Genomic DNA, 24,012 nt, shown 5'->3' with positions numbered 1-24,012 from the left:
ACTAAAGCTCACATGTGAAAGTGACTTCGCATGTGAGCTTTTGCTTTATCCGAGGGTGCCTCCTCAGGCTAAACGACTACTGGCTGTAAATAGCGTCCGAACCAAGCAGTGCTTTAATCTCAGCAAATAATGCACTGGAAGTTTTTACTACGGTCTTTAAATCCAGCACAGTAGTACCTAAACCTGGTCGATTTACACGCAAATACACCGGTGACTCACCCTTATGATTTGAAAGAATCTGCGCTAAATCCTGCATATTCTCTTCCGTGCATTTATGCCATGGCAACGCTAAAACCATCGGCACAGTTCCATCTTCACGCAAATCCAGAATAGTCATCGACTGACCAGTCAGGGCTACTTCCTCATCACGTTCTTGCACACGTGCTTCAACTTGAACAACCAGGTCAGTTGCCAACGCATGCGAAATGGAAGCATAGTTTCGTGGGAAGAATAACAGGTCAATAGAACCAGAGAGGTCTTCTAAAGTTGCAATGGCCCAGAGTTCACCTTTTCGGGTGGTCTTAATAGTCACTGCCGTAATCAAACCGGCAACTTTCACCATTTGACGATCACGAGAAGTTTCTGAAGTCAGAATCTGCGCAATCTGCTCATCCTGGTAACGTTCCAGGGCTTTCTGAATACCAGAAAGCGGATGGTCAGAGACATACAGACCAAGCATGTCACGTTCATGCGAAAGCTTCTCATGCTTTGGCCAGTCAGGCATATTAGGCACATCAACTGTCATCATCTGCACTTCTGCGGAGTCAAACATTGCTCCAAATAGGTCAAACTGTCCAGCTGCTTCATTACGCTTCAGCTTTACAGCAGATTCAACAGCTTCTTCGTGGACAGCGACCAGTGCACGACGACAGTCAGCGACTGAGTCAAAAGCCCCTGATTTAATGAGGGATTCAATGGTGCGTTTGTTACAGACCGCAACGGGTACTTTATCGAGGAAGCTAGCAAATGAATCATACTTGCCTTTTTCTTTACGGGCTTCAACGATTCCTTCAACGACGTTGATACCAACGTTACGGATAGCTGCCAGACCGAAGCGGATGTCATTGCCTACCGCGGTGAAGTTTGCTTCTGAAACGTTCACATCGGGTGGGAGCACGGTAATGCCCATACGACGACATTCAGATAGGTAAAGCGCCAGTTTATCCTTATTGTCTTTCTGAGAGGTCAACAAGGATGCCATGTATTCAACTGGATAGTTGGCTTTCAGCCACGCAGTCATATAAGAGACAAGTCCATACGCCGCAGAGTGAGACTTGTTGAACGCATAGTTCGAGAATGGAACGAGAATTTCCCAAAGCGTCTTAATACAGTCTTCTGAGTAACCTCGCTCAATCATACCGGCGTGGAATGGGACGTATTCCTTATCAAGGATTTCTTTCTTCTTTTTACCCATTGCACGGCGCAGCAAGTCTGCTTGCCCCAGAGAGTAACCCGCAACTTTCTGAGCGATTGCCATAACCTGTTCCTGGTAAACAATCAGGCCGTAGGTGGTCCCCAGGATTTCTTTAAGCGGTTCGGCAAGTTCAGGATGGATTGGCTCAATCTCGGCGCGACCATTTTTACGGTCCGCATACTTATTATGCGAGTCCGCACCCATCGGACCAGGTCGATACAACGCGCCCACTGCAGAAATGTCTTCGAAGTTGTCAGGCGCCATGCGTTTAAGTAGCTTTTGCATGCCGTCGCCATCAAGCTGGAATACTCCCAGGGTTTCCCCGGCAGAGAGCAGCTGGTAGGTTTTCGGGTCGTTAAGCTCGACATGGTCAATATCTGGGCGTTCTTTCCCATTGCGTTCGATATTATCGAGGGCGTCCGAAATAACTGTTAGGTTACGCAGGCCCAGGAAGTCCATTTTCAACAAGCCCAAGGATTCACAGGTTGGGTAGTCGAACTGAGTGATGGTTGCCCCATCTTGTGGACGCTGCATCAGTGGGATAACCTGCTGTAGCGGAACAGAGGACATGATAACCGCACAAGCGTGTACACCCCACTGGCGGGTTAGCCCCTCCAGGCCTTTCGCCATGTCTACAATCGGATGAGTTTCTGGGTTTTCATTGTAGTAGCGACGGAATTCAGCCGCTTCCTCATAGCGTTTGTGTTCTTTATCGAAGATGCCAGAAACTGGAATGTCCTTACCCATAACAGAGGGCGGCATTGCTTTAGTAAGTTGTTCGCCCAGCGCATATGGGCGTCCCAAAACGCGACAGGAGTCTTTAAGAGCCTGCTTAGCTTTAATCTTTCCGTAGGTAACCACCTGCGCAACCCGGTCATCACCGTATTTACGAGTCACGTATTCGATTACTTCCCCGCGTCTACGTTCGTCAAAGTCCACGTCGAAGTCCGGCATGGACACACGTTCGGGGTTTAGGAATCGTTCGAAAAGCAAACCGTGATCAAGTGGATTCAAGTCAGTAATCTGCATGGCGTAAGCCACCATGGAGCCTGCACCGGAGCCACGTCCAGGGCCAACACGAATCCCCTGTTTTTTAGCCCAGCGAATGAAGTCAGACACGACCAGGAAGTATCCTGGGAACTTCATCTGGTTAATAATGCCAACTTCATAGTCGGCTTGTTTACGCACATTATCTGGGATGCCTTGCGGGAAACGAATGTGCAGACCACGTTCTACTTCTTTAATGAACCAGGAGGTTTCATCTTCGCCCTCGGGAACGGGGAAACGAGGCATGTATGAGACGCCCTCGGTAAACTCCACATTGCAACGCTCTGCAATCAGTAGCGTGTTATCGCAAGCCTGGGGAATATCTTCCCAGTCGCGACGCATGGATTCAGAGGAACGAATGTAATAACCAGAGCCATCAAACTTAAAACGATCCGGAGTATCCAGAGTCACGCCAGAGTTAATACATAGCAAAGCGTCCTGAATATCCCGGTCGTCAGCGGTCACGTAGTGAGCGTCATTAGTAACCACCATCGGAATATTCAGCTGATTAGAAAGCTTAATCAAATCTGCACGAGTACGTTTTTCAATGTCGATACCATGATCCATGAACTCGACAAAAACGTTTTCTTTGCCAAAAACATCCTGCAGGCGCCCGGCAGCTTCAACGGCTTTGTCCCACTGTCCCAAACGCATACGCGTCTGCACTTCCGAAGAAGGACAGCCTGTGAAAGCAATCAAGCCTTTAGAATACTGCTCCAACAGTTCCATGTCAGCGCGTGGCCATTTGCCCCACTGCCCGTCCAAAGACGCCATGGACCCCAGGCGGAAAAGGTTATGCATACCCTCGGTAGTTTCTGCCAACAAGGTCAGGTGAGTGTAGGCACCGCGTGCGGAAACATCGTCACTGGCTTGCCATTCTTCACCCCAGCGTACACGCGTACGGTCGAAACGGGAGGTACCTGGAGTTACGTAAGCTTCTAAGCCAATGATCGGTTTAATGCCGGCTTTACGAGCTTCTGAGTAGAATTCGTAGGCACCGAAGAGGTAACCGTGGTCGGTAATTGCCAAGGCTGGCTGTTCCAGGCGAGCTGCTTCTTTCACCATTGGCGCAATCTTTGAAGCACCGTCCAGCATGGAGTATTCGGTGTGATTGTGAAGGTGAACAAAAGGATCAGTAACAGCCATAGAACTAGTTTACCGATTTTCGCTCTCTATGTAGAACCGGATTAGAAGTTAGTTCTACCAGTTACGAAGCTGCTCTAAAGCCTTTGAGAGGTCTTCCGTATAGGGTGCTTTCACAGTGGTAAGCGCGTTTGTGCGGGGGTGTACGAACTGCAGTTCCACTGAGTGTAGCCACTGACGGGTGAGACCAAGCTGATCGGCTTGTTTTTGGTCTGCGCCATAGAAAGTATCGCCCACACAGGGGTGCCCGATGGCTGAGAAATGCACGCGGATTTGGTGCGTGCGTCCAGTTTCGAGGGTGATATCCAATAGTGCCGCACCTGGCAGGAGTTCCTGCGTCTGGTAGTGGGTGATCGCGGGGCGTCCTCCGGCGACAACGGCCATGCGCCATTCTTTGGATGGGTGGCGGGCAATGGGCGCGTCAATAGTTCCTTTGGCGGGGTCGGGGTGTCCGCTCACGAGGGCGTGATAGGTTTTATGTACCCGGCGTTCTTTAAAGGCGTGTTTTAGTTTAGTGTAGGCAAGTTCTGATTTAGCTACTGCCATTGCCCCTGAGGTACCAACGTCCAGGCGGTGAACGATACCTTTACGTTCTGGTGGACCTGAAGTGGAAATACGGAAGCCGGCGGCTTCGAGGTTGTCAATGACGGTGGGACCATCCCAACCTGGGCCACCGTGGGCAGCTACGCCGACGGGTTTATTTACTACTACTAGGTCTTCATCTTCGTAGACAATGTCCATGCCGACGATTGGTGCTGGTTTCAGCGCTGGTGGTTCCAAGTCTGCTTCGATGATTTCGTTGATGGAGAGACGATGGCTTTTAGCGACCACTACCCCATTTACGCGGACTTTTTCGTCATCGATGAGTTTTCCTGCAGCGCTACGGGATAAGCCCAGCATACGTGAGAGGGCTGAATCAATACGTTCGTTTGCTAATCCGTCTGGAACGGGCAGATAGCGGATATCACTCATCTGCCTTTTCCTTTTCGCTTCCAGTGGTTTCTTTAATGCCGTTGAATGGCTCGTTTAAGAGAACGAGTACGAAGATTAAGCCAGCAGCTACGACGATCCAAATATCGGCGACGTTACCGATAAACCAGTTGTTCCAGTTGAGGAAGTCAACTACGTGGCCGATGCCGAATGCGGGTGGTTGGGTGAGACGGTCAATGAAATTACCGATTGCTCCGCCGAACATTAGCCCAAGTGCTACTGCCCAGCCTGGGGAGTTTAGTTTTCGGATTGAAACCGCGATTCCCAGGATGATTACCAGTGCAAAGATGGTGAATATCCAGGTGGAGTTTACCAGGAATGAGAAGGCTGCACCTGGGTTGAAGTGGAGTTTCAGGGTGATGAAGTCACCGAGGAAAGGTTGTTCAGCTCCCGGAGTTAGTGTTTTTAGTGCCCACTGTTTAGAGGCGTAGTCAGTGATAAAGCTGATGATTGAGATGAGGGTGAAAAGAATGAGGGATAGTTTTTTTCGGCTCTCAGTCATTGGGTACTCCGGGTTTTAGACTTCAATCGCAGAAAAGCGGCGATTCCATTCGGGTATCGCCGCTTTTCTACTAATCTTTATGCGATTAACAACTGGAGGTTAGACTCACAGTTCGCCCAGCAGGTGCTGCAGGTGTTCGCGCATACGGTTGCGGTAGTCTGCTTCGAAGCTCTTGAGTTCGTTAATCTTACCTTCGAGCAGGTTACGGTCGGATTCCAGCTGAGCCAGAATGTCGTTGCGCTTCTGTTCTGCTTCGCGAACGATGTTTTCGCCCTGTGCCTGTGCTTCAGCAACGATGCGTTCGCCCTGTTCACGACCTTCACGTACGTGTTCATCGTGTACGCGCTGTGCCAGTGCCAGCATGGAGGTGGCGTCTTCTGGAACGGTGTGTGCTACTGGAGCTGGTTCTGCAACTGGTGCTACAGGAGCTACTGGAGCAGGTTCAACAACTGGTGCTGGAGCAACTACTGGTTCTTCAACAGCAGGTGCTTCGACTACTGGGGCTTCAACTACTACTGGTGCGCCAGCTTCGAGTTCTGCTACGCGACGTTCTGCTGCTTCCAGCTTCTGCTTCAGGTCATTATTTTCCATCTGCAGAGCGTAGATGGTCTCAACAACTTCATCAAGGAATTCGTCAACTTCAGCCTGATCGTAGCCTTCGCGGAACTTCACAGAGCCGAAAGTCTTGTTCAAGACCTCTTCAGTAGTGAGCAGTGCCATTTTTTCACCTCAGATTTACTTTAAGTTTATTTTTGGTCAGCAGGTCGATCAATCTTCAGATTGAAGCTGCCGACCTTTACGTCTTGCTAGGCAGACGCAGGATTTAGGTTACTCCTAGGTTACCTCTATCTACCTTACTATTACACAGATATGAGGAAACTCGCAATTCTTTTTAGCACTATAAATGCCACTAGCGCAATTAAAAATCCCATATCTACAGAAAATTCATTAAACCGCAGTGGAGGTAGGTATTTCCTAAGGTATGCCAGCACTGGTTCAGTGATTCCATAAAGATATTTCACTAGGGTGCTAAGCGGTGGTTTAATCTCCCAGTTGGGTGCCAGTATCTGTCCCCAATCAAAGCAGAGTCTAAGTGCTAAAAGAATAATGCCAAGCTGTGCAAAGAAAACCAGAATATACCCGGCCAGGTGGATAAGTACCGTCATTTATTTAGAAGAAGTCTCCGCGTCGTACAGATCCGCCTACTTTGCCCTGTACCTTAACAGTTTCAGGAGAAAGCAAGATTACCTGCGGGGTGATTTCTTCAATGGTGCCGTGCAGACCATAAATTAGTCCGGCGCAGAAGTCGATGATGCGACGGTGATCAGCAGTGTCGGTGAGATTCACAATTACTGGTGTACCTTCGCGGAATGAGTCACCAATCAGTTGTACTTCTGCGTAACTTGTTGGACGAACAGTGACGATACGGGAAATATCCATGTTTTCTTCTTCGTTTCGGAAACGGCTACTGGTAGGAAGGTAGTTTTGCTCTGGCTGGTATTCGTCGTCTTCGTACTCGTAGTCGACGTCGTCGTCATAGAATTCTTCATCCTCAGGATTTTCAGAGCCAATCCAGCCCATCTTTTCAGCCATGTGGTTTAGTCCACCTAGCATTGTTCCCCCTCAAGATTGTTTTAGTCAGTTACAACAAAAGTAGTTGATTTTATACGGCGATGCGCTGGCTCGTTTCGGCGTGTCTGACTTATGGGTTTGGAAATAGTACCCAGCCGATTTGTCTACCACAGTGCGGATTTTGTCGGTACGAATTTAAATCGTCGGCTTCCAAAGTGCAGGTTTCATCTTGGATTATTTCGGTGATTCCCTGTTCCATTAGCTGGTCGGTTACTACTTTGCGCAGATTTATCGAGGGCGTTCCCCAGCTTGTTTCCGATGCCCCTTGGGGGAACAACCCCACGTATTTTTCGTACACATCTGGACCAACTTCATAGCATTTTTCGCAAATACATGGCCCCACTGCAGCTGCTAAGTCATTAATTTGTGAACCCATTTGTTGCATTTGCTGAATCGTCTCAGCAAGGATTTCTTTTTCTATGCCAGCACGTCCGGCATGTGCCGCAGCGGCAATTTTAAGGCGAGAGTCTACGATGATTACGGGAACGCAGTCTGCTACTTGCACAGTGGCAATGACACCGGCAGGAACAATTACGGCATCTGCGGCGACACTATTATCAGTATTATATGTAGCATTTGGAACAGTTGCGACCACATCTGAGTGGGTTTGTTGCATCCACACAGCGGGGCTACCTAACTTTTTGGAAAGAGTTTCCCGAAAATCTTTCACCCGCTGTGCTTCGTCAGGAGTATTCAGCCCGTAGTTTGGAGCGATATTATTAGCATCCAGTGGGTTGGATGCAGAAATGGCAGTGGAGGTACACCTGGTAAAACCTACCAGGGCTCCGCTCACTGCCATTTCAACGGTCATTTGTGTTTTAAATCAGCGCAGGAAATCTGGCAGATCCAAGCCATCTACAGCTGGTTCTTCATCGAATACTCGTGGCACTGCGAAGTGTGAACCGGTTGCATCATCAAACTGTGGCTCCGCAGCTGGGAAGCTAGTGTTTGGACGGGTTGGTGCCTGAATCGGCGCGCGGTGAGCTGGCTCAGTCTTTGGGAGGCTGGACAGTGGACGTGCTGCTGGTGCTGGGGTTTCCGCTACTGCTGGGGTTGCTGGTGGCAGGAAGGCATTTTCGATTTCTGCTTCGTCCGCTTCATTCTTTTCATCGAAGCCAGCGGCAATAACCGTAATCATTACTTCGTCGCCCAGGGAATCATCGGTAACGGTACCGAAGATAATGTTTGCACCTGGCTTTACGCTTTCCTTAATCAGGTTTGCAGCGCCGTAGAGTTCCTGCAGACCAAGGTCTGAGCCGGCACGTAGGAACCAGAGTACACCGTGTGCCCCGGTAATGGATGCTTCCAGAAGTGGTGAGGAAACTGCTGCTTCAGCTGCCTTGATAGCGCGGTCTTCACCAGATGCCTGACCGATACCCATGAGCGCAGAACCAGCGTCCTTCATGACGGAGCGCACGTCTGCGAAGTCAACGTTTACGTCACCGGTGGTGGTAATCATGTCGGTGATGCCTTGTACGCCGTTGCGCAGAACCTCATCTGCCATGCCGTAGGCCTGGTTGTAGGTTACATTTGCGTCAGAAATCTGCAGAAGTCGGTCGTTTGGAATAACGATGAGGGTGTCTACTTCGTCGCTAAGCGCTTGGATACCTGCGGTTGCCTGGGTGGCTCGACGGTCACCTTCGAAACTGAACGGACGGGTAACTACGCCGACGGTGAGTGCGCCTAGTTCGCGAGCAATACGGGCTACTACTGGAGCTGCACCGGTACCGGTACCACCGCCTTCACCTGCGGTTACGAATACCATGTCAGCGCCTTGCAGAACGTCGCGAATTGCTTCTTCATTAGACTCTGCTGCCTGGCGACCTACGTTTGGATCGGCACCTGCACCGAGTCCGCGGGTGAGGTCTACGCCCAAGTCAATCTTCACTTCTGCTTCGGAGCGCAGAAGTGCCTGAGAGTCAGTGTTCATCGCAATGAATTCAACGCCGCTGAGGCCGGAGCGAATCATGCGGTTTACTGCGTTACCGCCGCCGCCGCCGACGCCGACAACTTTAATCACAGCCAGGTAGTTTGTTGCAAACACTGCGTTCCCCTAAAATCTCGTAATACCTTCAACCTCTACTTGAAGGTATTAGTTTATCTTCATCGTTGCCTGCTGAAAATATGCCACAGACCAGGGGGAATCAACTATATATCTAGGCGTGTCTAAATAAGCAAAAAATTGCATCTAAAACTGCACAAATGATTAGGCAGTTACTGGCTTCGCCGGCACCGAAACATCATAGAGTTTAGCGGGAACCTGGCCCAGTAAAACCTTCAAAACCTTCAACTTAAATGGGGTATCGCTAGCATCTCCCCACTTAACTACCGCTCCAGAATTCAACACTATTTCCAACAGCGAGCCCTCAGAACGCAAAACCGCTACTTCCTCCAACAGCTCCACATCCAACTGCGACCGCACCTGTGCCATCAGTTGCAAAGCCTGCACCCGCTTCTGCGGGTCAGTAGCAGTCAGTTCAGCTCGTAAAGTCCCCTCAGCAATCACCGGAGAAGTTTCAATCTGCACGCCCTCGGTATCATAAATCTGCCACTGTCCCGCTTCCTCAACTGAAAAAACCGGCACACGCAAATCCAAAGAAATCTCTAAACCGTTCGGCCAACTGCGACTAACCTCAGCAGATTTCACCAGCGGAATACTTGCCAACTCAGCTTCCATATTCCCCGTAGATACACGCGGCAGAGGAACCCCATCCCACTTCCGTAAGATAGTCTGTACCTGGGCAGGAGAAACCTTCTCACTCCCCTTCACAACCGTAATCTGCTGGGCATTCAACGCAAATAACGTAGAAAAGAAAACCGCCCAAACTAGTCCGCCAACAACCAGCAGACCAGCAACTACGCTAATCCCCAACCAGGAATAACTACGCAACTTAGCCCGACGCACTTCCAAGCGTCGTTCCTCCAGCTCAGAACTCTGATGATTCTTCGACTTAAAAGTGCTAGCAGCCGTTGCGGCAGCCACGTAGCCACGCAACTTTGAAGCCACGCTAGGCTTACTACCTACTGGCTGAGAAAGCTTAAGCTCCTCTACAAGCGTCACTTCACCTGTGGCCGTGGTTTTACGTCCTAACCCCACACTTAGAGCGCTCTCTCGTGCCGACAACATAGCCACTCTACGGCTCGGTTGCGGACGACAAACAGAAACCACTTCCTCTTCATTTTCCCGAGGGTGCCTAGGCACACCACGCGGGGCTTCACCTGCCGGTGAACCCCCCTCACTACGAGAATGATTCCGTGGAAGATTCGGCTTCTTCAACTAATCAGCTTTCTATCAGTTCTGCCAGTAGTTAATAATCTGGTTGCCAACAGAAGTAACATTACCAGCTCCCATGGTAATGCAAATATCTCCCGCTTCAGTAAGTTCTGCAGCAACCTCAGCAGCAGTTTCCAAAGGACCTACGAAAGCAACCTCAACAAGCTTGTCCCCAATAAGTGCCGAAGTAATCCCCGGCATCGGATCTTCACGCGCCCCATAAATATCAGCTAAAACAACCTGATCAGCCAATGCCAAAGAAGCCGCAAACTCCGCCGCAAAATTTCGCGTACGTGAATACAAATGCGGCTGGAACAAAACCACAACCTTGCCTTCACCAACAACTACACGAGCCTGCTTCAAGGCAGCAGCCACCTCTGAAGGATGATGTGCATAATCATCAAAGAGACGTTTTCCAGCTACCTCACCCTTAAACTCAAAACGGCGACCAGTTCCCGTAAACGCTTTCAATGCCTCAGCCATCACCGACAGGCTGATTCCCAAATCCAACGCTACTGCCAAAGCGCCAGTAGCATTTAAGACGTTATGCAAACCGCTCACATTTAAGTGCACCGCAACCGTCTCATCCCCATAAGACACCAAGAATGAAGATCCACTAGCGTGTAGCTCCACCTCAGAAATCTGCAGATGCTGAGCGCCCTCGACAGAAGAATCCAAACCATAAGACCAAACGCGACGCCCAGTTGCCAACACTCGCTGTCCCAAAGCAGACGCCCCCGGATCATCCGCGCAAACTACCAACGCCCCATCAGCTGTTATACGGGTTACAAACTCATCAAAAACAGCTTCAAAAGCCTCGCGAGACCCATAATGATCCAAATGGTCAGGCTCCACGTTAGTAACCAAAGCAACCCGAGGCGTGTAATTCAAGAAAGAACCATCCGACTCATCCGCTTCCGCAACAAAGAAACGCCCCTGCCCCAGATGCGCGCCAGTACCAAAACCAGCTACTACCCCACCAACAGCAAAAGAAGGATCCATACCGGCTGCAGACAACGCGGCCGCGAGCATCCCTGAAGTCGTAGTCTTACCATGCGCCCCCGCCACAGCCACAAAATCTAAACCCTGCGCTGCGATTGCTAACGCCTGAGACCGGTGAATAACCGGTAGATTATGTTCACGCGCAAAAGCTAACTCTGGGTTAGTCTCACGCACTGCAGTCGAAACCACCACAGTAGCATCAACCGGAACCTGCCCCGCATCATGCCCAACAAAAGCTTCAATTCCTAAGGAACGCAAACGTTGCAACCCCGCAGAGTCAGCCTGATCGGAACCACTTACCTTAAACCCACGCGACAGCAACAACTCTGCCACAACAGACATACCGGCACCGCCGACACCAATCAAATGAAAAATCTCAGTCATGATTATGCTCCGATAATTTCTTTAACTAACTCAGCCATTGTGTCAGCAGCATCTAAACGCCCATACTCTTTGCTTACACGTCCCATTTCAGCCAGCTGTACGGGGTTTTCTAAAAACGGCAGAACCTGGTGCTTAATCGTATCCATGTTTAAAACCGCGTCCTCTACTAAAAGAGCACCCCCAGCAGCAACCACTGCTTGAGCGTTTAGCTTCTGCTCACCATTACCAATTGGAAGTGGCACATACAAAGCAGGGATTCCCAAAGCCGTAAGCTCTGCAACAATTCCTGCACCGGAACGACAAATCACAAAATCTGCCATAGCAAAAGCTGCCGTCATATCAACAAAATACTCATGTACCTGCCAGGTAGAAACACACTTCTGTTGCTCTAAGATTTCCATAACTGCTGCGGATTTACCCTTACCAGTTAAGTGCAACACCTGCACCGTCTCAGGGAACAACCCGGCAGCTTCAGCTAAAACCCGATTCAGCTTAACAGCCCCTAAAGAACCTCCGGTAACTAAAACCGTTGTCTTCTCAGGATCAAATCCAAGCTCTGCAGCTACCTTCACGCGTAATTTCTGTTTCCCAGCTGGGTCAGCTAATTTTCCTGCTAAATCTTCAACCTCTGGACGTAGTGGTAAGCCCACATGCTTAGTTTCACCAGTTTTAGCACGTAGCGGAGTATCAGCAAAAGTGATGCCCACCAGTTTAGCCCAACCTGCTCCTAGCTTATTAGCCATTCCGGGATGCATGTTCTGTTCGTGGATAATAACCGGTAGCCCCAGACTACGGGCAGCCAAGTAGGCAGGTGCGGAAACATAGCCCCCAAAGCCGACCACAGCGTCGAAATCGCCAGTCTTAATAATCTGTTTAGTCTGCTTATAAACCTTACGCAAGCGCGGTAAAAATCGGACTAAATCACCGTTAATACGCCGAGGTGCAGGTACTTTATCAATCGTGTGTAAAGTAAAGTCAGCTCCCGGAACTAGATCCTTTTCCAACCCGTATGAAGTTCCCAAGGCTTCCGCGTGAATGCCACGCTCACGTAGTTTTTTCCCTACGGCTAAAAGAGGATTCACGTGCCCGGCGGAGCCACCGCCTGCTAAAAGAACTTTCTTAGGTTCCATCTGAGAAGTCATGTATTCCTCTTTCTGAAAGGTGATTAGTACCTTAACCTTTTAAGTCTACCGCTTCTCAATGGGTTTCTTTAGCTAGCCTGGCTTCTTTAACTAACTTAGGAAGCTACGGAAGATTCCACGGATACCGAAACTATGTCCATCACCCACGTTCTGTCGGGCAATGCTAAGGACTACCCCTAAGCAAAAAGTAGTCGCTAAGAAAGCTGTACCACCAGTTGAAATCAGTGGTAATGGCACACCAATAATAGGAGTTAGATTTACAACCGCACCAAGATTAACCAAAGTCTGGGCACCAATCCACGAAAACATACCGGTTACAACCAGACGTTCAAACACAGTCGTCTGGGAAAGAGCTAAACGGTAGATTCCATAGAGCAGGCAAGCGAAAGCTAAAATAATACTAATTGCCCCGAAGAATCCTAATTCTTCCCCAAGTACAGCAAATATGAAGTCCGTGTGAGCTGCTGCCAAGTAGTTCCATTTTTCTTTGGAAGCACCTGGACCAACGCCACTTAAACCACCGCTACCAAGTGCCCAAAGGGCGTGGTCAATCTGTTCCGGGGCAGCCAGATTTCGCTCTGGTCCCTGACCCGGAATAACTGAGATGATACGTTCCAATCGCGATGGTTTAGATGCAACTGCCAACGTTACGAGGAAAACTGCTGTTGCCCCCGTATAAACGTAGTATTTTGATGGGATACCGGCAACCATCAGCATTCCCAACACCATTGTAGCAATAATCATGGTAGTGCCTAAGTCAGACCCCCACATGATCATGGCTAGGGATGCCACTACCGGTAAGCCGATCCACAAGCCCAGGGCCTTTAAATCACGCCGATTTTTCAACTGGGTGGAAAATGCCCAGGCCAGGTAGACCGCCAGGGTAAGTTTCAAAGTTTCAGATGGCTGAAAGAGGAAGGGAACGCCTGGAATTTTCACCCAGTTAGTGTTGCCACCTTCAGAAACTGCTAATCCTGTAAAGATTAGAGACTGCAACGTTAGACTTATTCCCAGTAACAGTACAGCACTTTTTTTAAGCCAAGTCACCGAAATACGGGAAACAAAAATCATCAGCAGTACCCCGATAATCATAATCCCGAGGTTCTTTAGATAGGCTGCGTAAGGACTTTCACCTGCGCTGATAGCGCGAATCGTGGAGGCTGAAAATACCATAATCAGACCCGCAGCGATAAGCACAAAGGAAGCTATCAGAATAATGTAGTAGATAGTGACAGCTGAGGGGTTTGGGTCTAAATCAAGTTTGATTTTCGGAACCCGCTTCGCCAGCTGTTTAAGTTTCCTCTGTGCGGTTTCTAGGAAAGTCACTTTCCTACTCCCTGCCCGTACTGTTGTTGCCAGGCCTCATCTAGGCGTCCGACGGCTTCAGCGAAAAGATCCCCACGCTGACCGTAATTTTCGAACTGGTCCCAGGATGCACAGGCGGGTGCGAGTACCACGGTGTTACCTGGTAGAGATAGTGCAACTGCTTCATTCACGACAGAGAACATCATGTCTTCGTGACCGTCTACTACTACGTATGGAATCTCTGCGGCATTTGTTTGTAGGGCTTCGACAACTGGGGTTGGGTCGGCACCGATTACAACGACGCCTCGCAGACAGTCTTTAATATCTGCGACCAGGCTATGCAGTTCCTGTCCTTTAGTATCGCCCCCGGCAATCCAAACAACGCTTTGGGGTGGGAAACCTGCCAGGGAGGCTTTGGCCGCGTGGGTGTTGGTGGCTTTGGAGTCGTCAATCCATACGACGTCGGCCGTTTTCCCAATAACCGCACGACGGTGCTTAGCGGATTTGAAGTTCCGTAGACCGGCTGCTACTGCTTCCCCACTTACCCCGTAGGCGCGCGTAAGTGCGATGGCAGCTAAAGTATCTTTCACGAGGGCGATGGATGGATGTTCAGAGGCGAAGCCAAAAATGTCGCTGATTTCCGCGACTGCTTCCGCCTGATGGTGGCGGTTTTCCACGAAAGCTCGGTCTACCAGTAGCTTTTCAACAAGTCCGATTTGTGATGGAGCTGGGGAACCTAAAGTGTAACCGATTGCGCGAGCGCCCTCGATAACTTCTGCTCCTGCAACCATATTTTCAACAGTTCGGTCAGTGACATCGTAGACACAACCAACTTGGGTGTTTTCGTAGATGCGGGCTTTCGCATCCCGGTAGTTTTCAACGCTGCCATGCCAGTCCAGGTGGTCGGCATCAACATTTAGACAAACCGCTGCCAAGGGGGAAAGCGTATGCGTGGTTTCAAGCTGGAAGCTTGAGAGTTCCACGGCAAGAACTTCAACGTCTGCTTTGAGGACGGTGGTAACGATTGGTTCCCCAACGTTTCCAACCACAGCGTATTTTGCGCCTGCTGCTTCCAAGATGGAGCCAACTAGTCCAACGGTAGTGGTTTTGCCGTTAGTGCCAGTAATGGCAAGCCATTTAATATCTTTCCCCAGAGTGTGCTGGATTTGCCAGGCTAGTTCAACTTCACTCCAGACCGGCACATTAGCTGCGGTTAAACCGCTGAAACTAGCCGAATGTGGAGGGATTCCGGGGGAAACGACGGCTAAATCAAGGCTAGCTAGATTATCTAAACCGCTGTTTTCCAAGTGCCAGGAAACAGATTCACCTAGTTCACTGACTACATTAGCGAGTTGCTCTGCTGAGCGTGAGTCATAGACTTTAACGTCGGCGCCAAATTCTAAAAGGGCTTCTACTGCGGCTAACCCACTTTTGCCTAAGCCAAAGACCCCGCAGGTTAAATTAGTCCAGTCATGTGCTGTTAGTGGAGTTGTGATGCTCATAGCTTATATACCCATTCCCCATAGAAGAGTGAGACGCCTGCGATTGCAAAAAGACCTGCGATAATCCAAAAGCGGATTACGATGGTGATTTCTTGCCAGCCTTTAAGTTCAAAGTGGTGATGCAGTGGAGCCATGCGGAATACACGTTTGCGGGTAAGTTTGAATACCCCAATCTGAATTACGTCAGACATGAGGATGACTACGAACAGGCCGCCAATAATAATACCTAGGAATTCGGTACGTGTCAGGATGGACAGACCTGCCAGGGCACCACCGAGAGCCAGCGCGCCGGTATCCCCCATGAAAATCTGTGCTGGAGCAGCATTCCACCAGAGGAAGCCAAAGCAGGCCCCGACAATAGCGGCAGAAGCTACCGCCAGACCAAATGGGTCACGCACGTTATAACAGATGGTTACTAAAGCTTCTGGATGGGTACAGCTTTGATAGAACTGCCAGAGGCTTACCAACGTGTAACCCGCAAATGTAACCATGGATGCGCCAGTAGCTAAACCGTCTAATCCATCGGTGAGATTCACGGCATTTGACCAAGCAGAAACCATAAAGTTAGCCCAGATTACGAATAAAACTACGCCCACACCGACGCCTGCAATAGCAAAATCAAAAGAGGTATCACGAATGATCGATACCGCTGTGGAAGCTGGGGTAAGTCCCTGCTTATTTGGGAACGACAGCGCAGCCACTGCGAAAATAGTGCCGACTGCCAGCTGTCCGATGATTTTTGCGCGCGGGCTCAATCCCAGCGAACGCTGCCGGCTGATTTTGATAAAGTCGTCTGCAAATCCTACCGCGCCAGTACCGACGAATAGGAACATTAACAGTGTTGAAGAGTAATCTGGGAGTTGGCCGATGGCCAGGTGACCAACCAGCCAGCCGATTACACTAGCGAGGATGATGACAATCCCACCCATGGTGGGGGTACCGCGTTTAACGTGGTGTGCAGTTGGACCGTCTTGGCGGATGAACTGCCCGTACTGCCGTTTAATCAGGATGCTGATTAGTAGCTTTGTACCGAATAAGGTCACTACCAGCGATACTGCGGTTCCGATTACCAGAGCTAGCACTGTCTTTCCTCTCCTATTTTGTCTTTCCTACAAAATAGCTCACTCAGCTACGAACTTGTCCGCAACTTTCCATACGCCTGAGCCGTTTGATCCTTTGAGGAAAACGACATCGCCGGCAACGACTTTTTCTTCTAGCAGTTTAACTGCTTCTGCAACACTTCCAGCATGGAAGTGCGTGGTTTTTTCCGTCAGTGGAACAGCGATTTCTTTAGCGCCTTCTCCAAGAGTGATTAGCAAATCCACCTGGGTAGCTACTACCATTTCACCAACTTCTTGGTGTAGTTGTGCGGAGGTTTCTCCCAACTCCATCATTTCGCCTAGCACTGCGATTCGCTGGTTAGCATGCTCCCCTTGTTTTGCGAGTACTGCAAGTCCAGCTTTCATTGAATCTGGGTTCGCGTTGTAAGAGTCATCAATGAAAGTTGCGCCCCGAGATTCAACGATGGACATACGGTGGGGGCTGGCTGCTTTCATTCCGTTTAGAGCCGCGACGATTTCAGGCAGTTCCAGTCCAAATCCTTGGCAGATACTGATTGCTGCCAGAGCATTATTCACCTGGTGGGCTCCTACCAGCCCCAGGTGGACCGGAATAACTTCACCAGTGGTTACTGCCTCGAAGCTGGCATGGGAGAATTCATCAAGAGTTACGTTGCGTGCGTAGATATCTGCTTTTTCATTCCCGAGGGCGGAGAAATAAACCACCGGTGTATGTGCAACTGTTTCCATTGCCGCTACATTAGGGTCGTCAAGGTTCAGAATAACTAAGCCGTTTTCTTTAACGCCCTCGACTAATTCTGCTTTTGCACGCGCCAAGCCTGCTACGGAGCCGAAACCGCCCAGGTGTGCCCGCCCTACGGATAATTCCACGCCTAAATCTGGGCTCACCAGCCCAGTCAAGTATTCCAAATGCCCGATCCCGGAAGCTCCCATTTCCAATACCAGGTAACGGGTGTTTTCATCAGCTTTCAAGGCAGTTAGTGGCATTCCGACTTCGTTGTTAAAGGATGCTACAGGAGCGACGGTGGGCGCAAACTTTGCCAGAATCCCAGCAGTTAAATCCTTAGTAGTGGTTTTGCCAACCGAACCGGTAATACCCACGATTCGCAAATCTCCAGTAGCACGCAAACGCTCAATATGGACTTTAGCTAAAAGTCCCAACGCATAGGTCGCATCTTCAACCAGGATACGCGTATGTTCTGGATTACCAATGCTTGGGTTTGTAACGATTGCACACACCGCGCCGTTGGCAATAGCGGAGTCAATGAAATTATGTCCATCAGTTGCTTCACCTACGCGAGCAACGTAGAGGGAACCGGAACCACATTCTCGGGAATCAGTTTCCACACTTCCTGAGACCACTACGTCTGCGCCCAGCAGTTTTCCGTTAACTGCTTGAGCAATCCACGACGCCTGATAGTTCATGCTTTGTTCTCCTCTGCTTTTCCGCTGGGAAACTCAGTTTGCTCGCATTTTGATGCTTTACAATCTTCCCATATTTAAAGCGTTTTCTTATGAATCTGTCTGCGCTTTTCTTGTTTACTTGGCTACATAACTTCCCTGGTACCAGTTTTAGGATCCTACTATCCGCCAGCTACCACAGGATAAGGCTGCGGAGGAACATCAGAAGCCGGAATATTACGGGCGCGGACCGCATCAGTCACAACCTGTTTAAACAAGTCTGCTAACAGAATGGAAGCGTAGTTATTAGTACTTGGACGATACATATGCACTGAGATTGCCAGCTGCGGATCCTGAGTTGGCACCACTCCGACAATATTTAGCGAGTTACCGACATAAACGCCGTTTTCGATAACTTCTGCAGTACCTGTCTTTAAGGCAGTTCGGTAGCCGGGTACTTGGAAGTGTTTGCCTGAGCCTGATGCGGAAACGGTTTCCATCATTTTAAGAAGTTCTGTAGAAACTTCTGGGCTGAGAGCACGTTCAGCTTTTTCCAGCGGCGCTTTTTGGTAGGTGCCATCTGGTAACGTGTAGCCGTCAATCAGGCGTAGCGGCAGATAAGCTCCACCGTTACCAATAGTGGCAAAAGAGTTCACTAGCTGCAGCTGATTCACCGAGTAGGCTTGTCCAAACATATTTACGTATTTTTGGCGACCGTCCCATTTATCGGGTGCTGGTAGAGTACCCGCTGTTTCACCGGGCAGGCCGATATTGGTGGGTTTCCCTAAGCCTAAGCGCTTCTGCAAATCCCAGCGGTCATCTGGTTTTACTTTCTCTCCGATAAAGATCGTACCGGTATTAGAGGAGTTTGCTAGCACCCCAGCAGCGGTAAGAATCTGGTAGCCGTGTGGGTCAGCATCTTTAAAGCTTTGTCCGTTGGACACAGTAAGAGTGTCAGGCACGGGAACTGGAGTAAGCGGAGTAATCACACCTTTTTCAAGACCGGATGCCATGGTATAGACCTTGCCAACGGAGCCTGGTTCTGCCGCATATTGGATGGCTTTAGAGGTTTGTGGTTGGTTATTAATCGGACGGTTGTAGGCATCCGCCAACACTAAAATATTCCCCGTCTTAACTTCTGTGATAACTACGGAAGCGGCTTGTGCATTATGCTGTTTTGCTAATGCGTTAAGGTACTCTTCAATCCGGTGTTGTAAGTCAACGTCAATGGTAAGGTGTACGGTTTGCCCGTTTTGTGGGCTCTGGTACTCATTTTTACCACCGGGAAGTACTTCACCCTGCGGAGAGTACTCATTGGTGATACTACCGTCTTTACCTTTTAAAAGGTCTTCTTGGGTGAGTTCAATCCCGGAGTTACCTACTCCTTCAGCATCAATTGAACCAATTACGGTAGCGGCTACGGATTTAGATGGATAAAGGCGTTGGAAGGATTCTTCCCATTCAATGCCATAGATTTTGAGGGCGCGAATCTTACGCCAGGTTTCTACCGGAACTTTACGTGCTAAGTAATGGTAGGTAGAGTCGCCAATCAGCTGCCCACCTAGCTCTGCTTCGTTTTTTCCTAGAAGTGGAGCTAGGTGTTCAGCTACGGCGGACATACCTTTTTTAACTTCAACTACTTCACCTTTTTCATCGGTGATGGTGACGGTAGCCAGTTTGATTTTCTGCTGGTTAACGGCGATATCGTAGGTCTGCACGGTAGTTGCTAAAACGGTTCCTTTAGCATCTACAATGTCACCGCGCTTGGCGTGCAGGGTGTTCGTGAAGGTGCGTATAGAAGCGGCTTCGGCAGCTAGTTCTGAACCTCGAATAAGCTGGATGTTAACCAGTGATAGTGAAATTAGTGCCAGTGCGGTGACGAAGGCTCCCCAGATGAATTTGAGTGAACGATTACCCTGTACAAGCGTTTGAGGTGCCATTTCAGCCCTTTCAGCAGTTGAATTAGAAGTCGCTCAAGTTCTTCTGGATAGAGTTCTTTTTGATACTGATGAACAACGCATCCGGGGCTGGTACCATTCCCAGGCGTTTTGCATTCTCTTCCAGAGTGGCAGGAGATGAAACAACCTGCAACTGCTGTTCTAATGCTTCGTTCTTTTCAGTTAAGCGAATAAGTTCCACCTGCTTTTCACGCAGTTCGTAGGCAGTCTGGGCCATCTGCGTGTTGATGTATAGGTTCGCTAAAACTATCAGGATCACTGGGATTACCAGGATTAACAGTAGCTTCGCAGGAGAGGTGCCAGCTTTTACAGTTTCAATGACGCGAAGTTGTACTAGTTCAGGAGTAGCTTTAGGAGCGTGTTGCTGCGGGCGTACGCGTGCGGTTGCTGTGCTCATCGCTTTCTCCTGATTCTTGTTGGTGCTTCATATGGTCTAATGATGGTGGCTGCGCGGAGTCTTACTGAGGCAGCTCTCGGATTGTCTGCGATTTGTTCTTCAGTTGCTTGAATCGCTTTGCGAGTGACGTTTTCCAGGCTGGGCTTCAGATGGTCTGGGATAACTGGCAGACCAGGCGGAATATTGATTTCCGAACCGTCTTTAATAACGTTTTTAACGATGCGGTCTTCTAAAGATTGGTAGGATTCCACTACTAAACGCCCGCCTACTTTGAGGCTTTCGAGGGCGGCAGGTACAGCATCAGCTAGAATGTCTAGCTCTTCGTTCACTGCTACTCGCAGAGCTTGGAAAGTTCGCTTCGCTGGGTTGCCACCCTGACGACGAGCAGCCGCCGGGATGGAAGCGCGTACGATCTCAGTTAGTTCCAGAGAAGTTTCGATTGGCTTCGTTTCGCGCTGCTTTTCAATGTTGCGAGCAATTCGCGAGGCAAATTTTTCTTCTCCGAATGTGCGCAGAATGCGAGTCAATTCAGCTGCTGAGGCGGTAGCTAAGAGTTCTGCAGCAGTGATTCCCTGAGTAGGATCCATGCGCATATCCAGATAGGTGTTACGTGAGTATGCGAAGCCACGCTCATCGTCATCTAACTGCAGGGAAGAAACCCCTAAGTCCATTAGCACCGCGTCGATTTTCCCCGCTAAACCGTTTTCTTCGGCTACTTCATAGACACTATCGTAGGTGGCGTGGACTGCTTTAAATCGTTCCCCAAAGCTTTCTAGACGTTTAGATGCTAAGCGGATTGCGTTTGGATCGCGGTCAATACCGATTACCCGAACGTTTGGGAAAGCTGTGATGACAGCTTCAGTGTGTCCACCCATTCCCAGCGTCGCGTCAATCATCGTCGCGATTTCTACACCGGTAAATGCGGGAGCTAGGAGGTCCAGAACTTCGTCGATTAATACTGGTTCGTGCAGGGAAGCAATCTCATCACGAGTTAGCTCCGCTGCTTCAGCGTGGTTTTCTGGGTTCGTCACGGTTACTCCCCTCCTTCCAGTTGTTTTGTAGATTCAGACCAGTTGGACTCTCAACAGTTCCGCTATCGGGGAAGTGATCTCGGAGCTACTAAGAGACCAACAGGTCTGAGGCATATTTCGTTATTTTTAGAAGAGACCAGGAATGATTTCTTCCACCGCGTCTGAGAAGACATCTTCCGTAACGCTGAGGTATTCATCCCAGCGCTGGGCATCCCAGACTTCTAGACGAGCACCTACACCGGTAACTACTACGTCTCTTTCCAGTTGCGCGTAGCGGCGTAAGGTTTGTGGAATCGTGAGACGTCCTTGTTTATCAAGGAGCTCATCAGAGGCGCCAGCCATCAGCACACGCAGGAAGTCGCGAGCGTTTTTTGAAGTGATTGGTGCTTTGCTGAGCTGATCGTAAATATTTTCAAACTCAGCTTTGGTGAAGATGTAGAGACAGCGATCCTGCCCCCTAGTCACCACCAGACCGTCTGCGAGTTGATCGCGAAATTTAGCTGGAAGAATGACACGTCCTTTGGCATCGAGCTTCGGCTCGTGGGTTCCCATGAACATGACACACCTCCTTGGATAAATTCCACTCCCAACCCTACGTCCTCCACTTTACGCCACTTTCCACCACAAGTCCACACTTTTCCGAAGTGTTTTCATAAAAACAAATTAAAAAACCGTGGTTTTTCAATGAAAAACCACGGTGGTGGAAAGTGGAGGGAAAATCCAGAAATATACCGAAAATCAGCACGCTAAGACACCAAAAGCAGAAAACTCATATGCGAATCCGTATTCGCATATGAGTTTTCAAATCAAAAGCCTAAAAAGTCACATCCCAAAGAGGACTCACATATGAGTTTTAGAGTCAGACACCGCCCTCGAAAATCTTCCGTTCCTCAGCCGTCAAAGAACGCGGATCAACCTGCTTCGCACTCTGCCCCACAGGCTCCCCCAACTCAGAAACCGGAACAATCCGATAAGGAAACCCCCGCAACGCTACAAACTCAGCCAAAAACTCCTTATGTCCCTCACAAGCCAACCAAGTTTTCTCACGCGCCTGATGAATCCGCGGATTACGCCAAATCACCGCCCAACGCGCCACCTCAGTACACTGACGCGCCGAACAAACATGAAAACCACTCACTCTACTTAAAGCCATCAAACCACCTCAGGTTAAAGTAACCAGCTCAAGATACTCGTCATCCCACAGATCCTCATCCCCATCAGGCAAAATCAACACCCGATCAGGATTCAACGCCGTCACCGCCCCCGGATCGTGAGTAACCAAAACCACTGTCCCCTCATAAACCCGCAGAGCATGTAAAATCTCCTCACGCGAAGCCGGATCCAAGTTATTCGTAGGCTCATCCAACAACAGCACATTCGCAGCGCTCACTACCAGCATCGCCAACGACAAACGCGTCCGCTCACCGCCCGAAAGCACCCCCGCCGGCTTATCCACATCATCACCAGAGAAAAGGAACTGCCCCAGCGCATTACGCACATGCGTATCATCCAAAGCCGGAGCCGCATACACCATATTTTCCAGAACAGTCTTCTCTAAATCGAGATTTTCGTGTTCCTGTGCGTAATACCCCAGCTTCAAACCATGCCCAGGAACCACTTCCCCACTATCTGACTGCATAACCCCAGCCAAAATACGTAGCAAAGTAGTCTTACCAGCACCATTCAACCCCAAAACCACAACCTTCGAGCCGCGGTCAATCGCTAAATCAACACCCGTGAAAACCTCCAAAGACCCATAGCACTTCGAAAGCCCCGACGCCGTCAACGGCACCTTGCCACAGGCCGCAGGCTCAGGAAAACGCAAACGTGCCACCTTCTCAACCTGCCGAGTCGGAGCCACCGAAGCCTCAAGCTCCTCAGCACGACGCAACATTTGTTGAGCAGCCACCGCCTTAGTCGCCTTAGCACGCATCTTCTCACCCTGCGCCCGCAAAGTCTCAGCCTTCTTCAAAGCTACCGCGCGTTCCTTCCGGCGGCGACGCTCATCCTCTTCCCGCTGTTTCAAATACAAATCCCAGCCCATATGGTAAATATCCATTTCGGCCCGATCCGCATCCAAATGAATCACCTGATTAACCGTCTCACGAATCAAATTCACATCGTGAGAAATAATCATGTAACCACCCGCATAAGACTTCAGATAGTCACGCAACCACAAAATCGAATCATGATCCAAGTGGTTAGTAGGCTCATCAAGAAGCAGCACCTCAGCCTCAGAAAACAAGACTCGAGCTAACTCCACGCGACGACGCTGACCACCAGAAAGAGTCTGCAAAGGCTGACCTAAAAGACGTTCATCAATTCTCAACGAAGCTGCAATCTGTGCGGCTTTTGCCTTAGCTGCGTACCCACCCTGATTTGTGAACTCCTGATCTAAACGCACATAGCGTTCCATAGCCTTAACCTGCTTATCCCCCTCAGAAGAAGACATGATTTCCTCAGCCTTCTTGATCCGAGCCAACAGTTCATCAATCCCGCGAACGCTAAGAATCCTATCTAAAGCCAGCTGCTGCGGGTCACCCACCCGCGGATCCTGTGAGAGGTAGCCCACGCTTCCTTTTACAGAAACCACACCCCCATACTCAGCCTGCCCGTGGTCTGCCTCCCCAGCGAGCATACGCATAGTAGTGGTCTTACCCGCACCATTACGCCCAACTAAACCAATTCGAATACCCTTATCTAAACGGAAAGAAGCCTGCTTAACAAGTACACGAGGGCCAATACGTACTGAAAAATCCTGAACATTAATCACAGTCCTAAGTGTAGTACGTTCCCGCAATATAGTAAT

At 49.7% G+C, this 24,012-nt stretch carries 21 protein-coding genes; all 21 read right to left on the bottom strand.

Going from position 1 to position 24,012, the window contains the following annotated elements; all coding sequences use genetic code 11:
* Positions 1-76: 76 nt before the first annotated feature.
* The 21 genes from dnaE to HMPREF0044_RS07285 all read right to left on the bottom strand — a co-directional run bounded on the left by dnaE (position 77) and on the right by HMPREF0044_RS07285 (position 23,976).
* Positions 77-3,607 (bottom strand): DNA polymerase III subunit alpha, encoded by a 3,531-nt coding sequence (gene dnaE, locus HMPREF0044_RS07385; RefSeq protein WP_006547509.1) that lies wholly within the window; start codon positions 3,605-3,607, stop codon positions 77-79.
* Between the two features lie 54 nt (positions 3,608-3,661).
* A complete protein-coding gene (locus tag HMPREF0044_RS07380; RefSeq protein ID WP_006547508.1) occupies positions 3,662-4,576 on the bottom strand; it encodes an RluA family pseudouridine synthase in 915 nt (304 codons plus the stop codon).
* Complete coding sequence (gene lspA, locus HMPREF0044_RS07375) at positions 4,569-5,096, bottom strand: signal peptidase II (RefSeq protein WP_006547507.1); 528 nt, start codon at positions 5,094-5,096, stop codon at positions 4,569-4,571. The genes HMPREF0044_RS07380 and lspA overlap by 8 nt, the downstream gene beginning before the upstream one ends.
* Positions 5,097-5,201: 105 nt before the next feature.
* Positions 5,202-5,816 carry a DivIVA domain-containing protein gene (locus HMPREF0044_RS07370; RefSeq protein WP_006547506.1) on the bottom strand — a complete coding sequence of 205 codons (615 nt, stop codon included), beginning with the start codon at positions 5,814-5,816 and terminating at the stop codon, positions 5,202-5,204.
* Positions 5,817-5,956: 140 nt separating this feature from the next.
* Positions 5,957-6,262 carry a YggT family protein gene (locus HMPREF0044_RS07365; protein ID WP_006547505.1) on the bottom strand — a complete coding sequence of 102 codons (306 nt, stop codon included), beginning with the start codon at positions 6,260-6,262 and terminating at the stop codon, positions 5,957-5,959.
* 4 nt (positions 6,263-6,266) lie between these two features.
* The gene (locus tag HMPREF0044_RS07360; RefSeq protein ID WP_084799348.1) at positions 6,267-6,689 is read right to left on the bottom strand and encodes a cell division protein SepF; all 423 of its coding nucleotides are present in this window, start codon (positions 6,687-6,689) and stop codon (positions 6,267-6,269) included.
* Positions 6,690-6,798: 109 nt separating this feature from the next.
* Positions 6,799-7,539 carry a peptidoglycan editing factor PgeF gene (pgeF, locus tag HMPREF0044_RS07355; RefSeq protein ID WP_006547503.1) on the bottom strand — a complete coding sequence of 247 codons (741 nt, stop codon included), beginning with the start codon at positions 7,537-7,539 and terminating at the stop codon, positions 6,799-6,801.
* A gap of 12 nt (positions 7,540-7,551) precedes the next feature.
* A complete protein-coding gene (gene ftsZ, locus HMPREF0044_RS07350; protein WP_006547502.1) occupies positions 7,552-8,772 on the bottom strand; it encodes a cell division protein FtsZ in 1,221 nt (406 codons plus the stop codon).
* Between the two features lie 162 nt (positions 8,773-8,934).
* Positions 8,935-9,789 carry a cell division protein FtsQ/DivIB gene (locus HMPREF0044_RS07345; RefSeq protein WP_158027177.1) on the bottom strand — a complete coding sequence of 285 codons (855 nt, stop codon included), beginning with the start codon at positions 9,787-9,789 and terminating at the stop codon, positions 8,935-8,937.
* Between the two features lie 231 nt (positions 9,790-10,020).
* Entirely contained in the window at positions 10,021-11,388 is a 1,368-nt protein-coding gene (gene murC / locus HMPREF0044_RS07340) for a UDP-N-acetylmuramate--L-alanine ligase (RefSeq protein ID WP_006547500.1), read from the bottom strand.
* 2 nt (positions 11,389-11,390) lie between these two features.
* A complete protein-coding gene (gene murG / locus HMPREF0044_RS07335) occupies positions 11,391-12,530 on the bottom strand; it encodes an undecaprenyldiphospho-muramoylpentapeptide beta-N-acetylglucosaminyltransferase (RefSeq protein WP_006547499.1) in 1,140 nt (379 codons plus the stop codon).
* A gap of 90 nt (positions 12,531-12,620) precedes the next feature.
* Positions 12,621-13,856 (bottom strand): FtsW/RodA/SpoVE family cell cycle protein, encoded by a 1,236-nt coding sequence (locus HMPREF0044_RS07330; RefSeq protein WP_006547498.1) that lies wholly within the window; start codon positions 13,854-13,856, stop codon positions 12,621-12,623.
* Positions 13,853-15,337: a UDP-N-acetylmuramoyl-L-alanine--D-glutamate ligase gene (murD, locus tag HMPREF0044_RS07325; RefSeq protein WP_006547497.1), complete on the bottom strand. Its 1,485-nt coding sequence runs from the start codon at positions 15,335-15,337 to the stop codon at positions 13,853-13,855. The genes HMPREF0044_RS07330 and murD overlap by 4 nt, the downstream gene beginning before the upstream one ends.
* The gene (mraY, locus tag HMPREF0044_RS07320; RefSeq protein ID WP_006547496.1) at positions 15,334-16,419 is read right to left on the bottom strand and encodes a phospho-N-acetylmuramoyl-pentapeptide-transferase; all 1,086 of its coding nucleotides are present in this window, start codon (positions 16,417-16,419) and stop codon (positions 15,334-15,336) included. The genes murD and mraY overlap by 4 nt, the downstream gene beginning before the upstream one ends.
* Before the next feature lie 39 nt (positions 16,420-16,458).
* Complete coding sequence (locus tag HMPREF0044_RS07315) at positions 16,459-17,841, bottom strand: UDP-N-acetylmuramoyl-tripeptide--D-alanyl-D-alanine ligase (RefSeq protein ID WP_006547495.1); 1,383 nt, start codon at positions 17,839-17,841, stop codon at positions 16,459-16,461.
* Positions 17,842-17,999: 158 nt separating this feature from the next.
* Positions 18,000-19,757: a peptidoglycan D,D-transpeptidase FtsI family protein gene (locus tag HMPREF0044_RS07310; protein WP_006547493.1), complete on the bottom strand. Its 1,758-nt coding sequence runs from the start codon at positions 19,755-19,757 to the stop codon at positions 18,000-18,002.
* A gap of 22 nt (positions 19,758-19,779) precedes the next feature.
* Positions 19,780-20,172: a cell division protein FtsL gene (ftsL, locus tag HMPREF0044_RS07305; RefSeq protein ID WP_006547492.1), complete on the bottom strand. Its 393-nt coding sequence runs from the start codon at positions 20,170-20,172 to the stop codon at positions 19,780-19,782.
* Positions 20,169-21,203, bottom strand: a complete 1,035-nt coding sequence (gene rsmH / locus HMPREF0044_RS07300) for a 16S rRNA (cytosine(1402)-N(4))-methyltransferase RsmH (RefSeq protein ID WP_006547491.1) — start codon at positions 21,201-21,203, stop codon at positions 20,169-20,171. Before rsmH ends, ftsL begins: the two co-directional genes overlap by 4 nt.
* Before the next feature lie 126 nt (positions 21,204-21,329).
* Positions 21,330-21,761, bottom strand: coding sequence for a division/cell wall cluster transcriptional repressor MraZ (mraZ, locus tag HMPREF0044_RS07295; RefSeq protein WP_006547490.1), 432 nt, complete (start codon positions 21,759-21,761; stop codon positions 21,330-21,332).
* A gap of 301 nt (positions 21,762-22,062) precedes the next feature.
* Positions 22,063-22,356: a hypothetical protein gene (locus tag HMPREF0044_RS07290; RefSeq protein ID WP_006547489.1), complete on the bottom strand. Its 294-nt coding sequence runs from the start codon at positions 22,354-22,356 to the stop codon at positions 22,063-22,065.
* A gap of 9 nt (positions 22,357-22,365) precedes the next feature.
* Positions 22,366-23,976 (bottom strand): ABC-F family ATP-binding cassette domain-containing protein, encoded by a 1,611-nt coding sequence (locus HMPREF0044_RS07285; protein WP_006547488.1) that lies wholly within the window; start codon positions 23,974-23,976, stop codon positions 22,366-22,368.
* Positions 23,977-24,012 lie beyond the last annotated feature (36 nt).

The organism is Gleimia coleocanis DSM 15436 (genome assembly GCF_000159015.1).
GTDB lineage: Bacteria > Actinomycetota > Actinomycetes > Actinomycetales > Actinomycetaceae > Gleimia > Gleimia coleocanis.
This window is presented reverse-complemented; position numbering and strand designations above follow the sequence as displayed.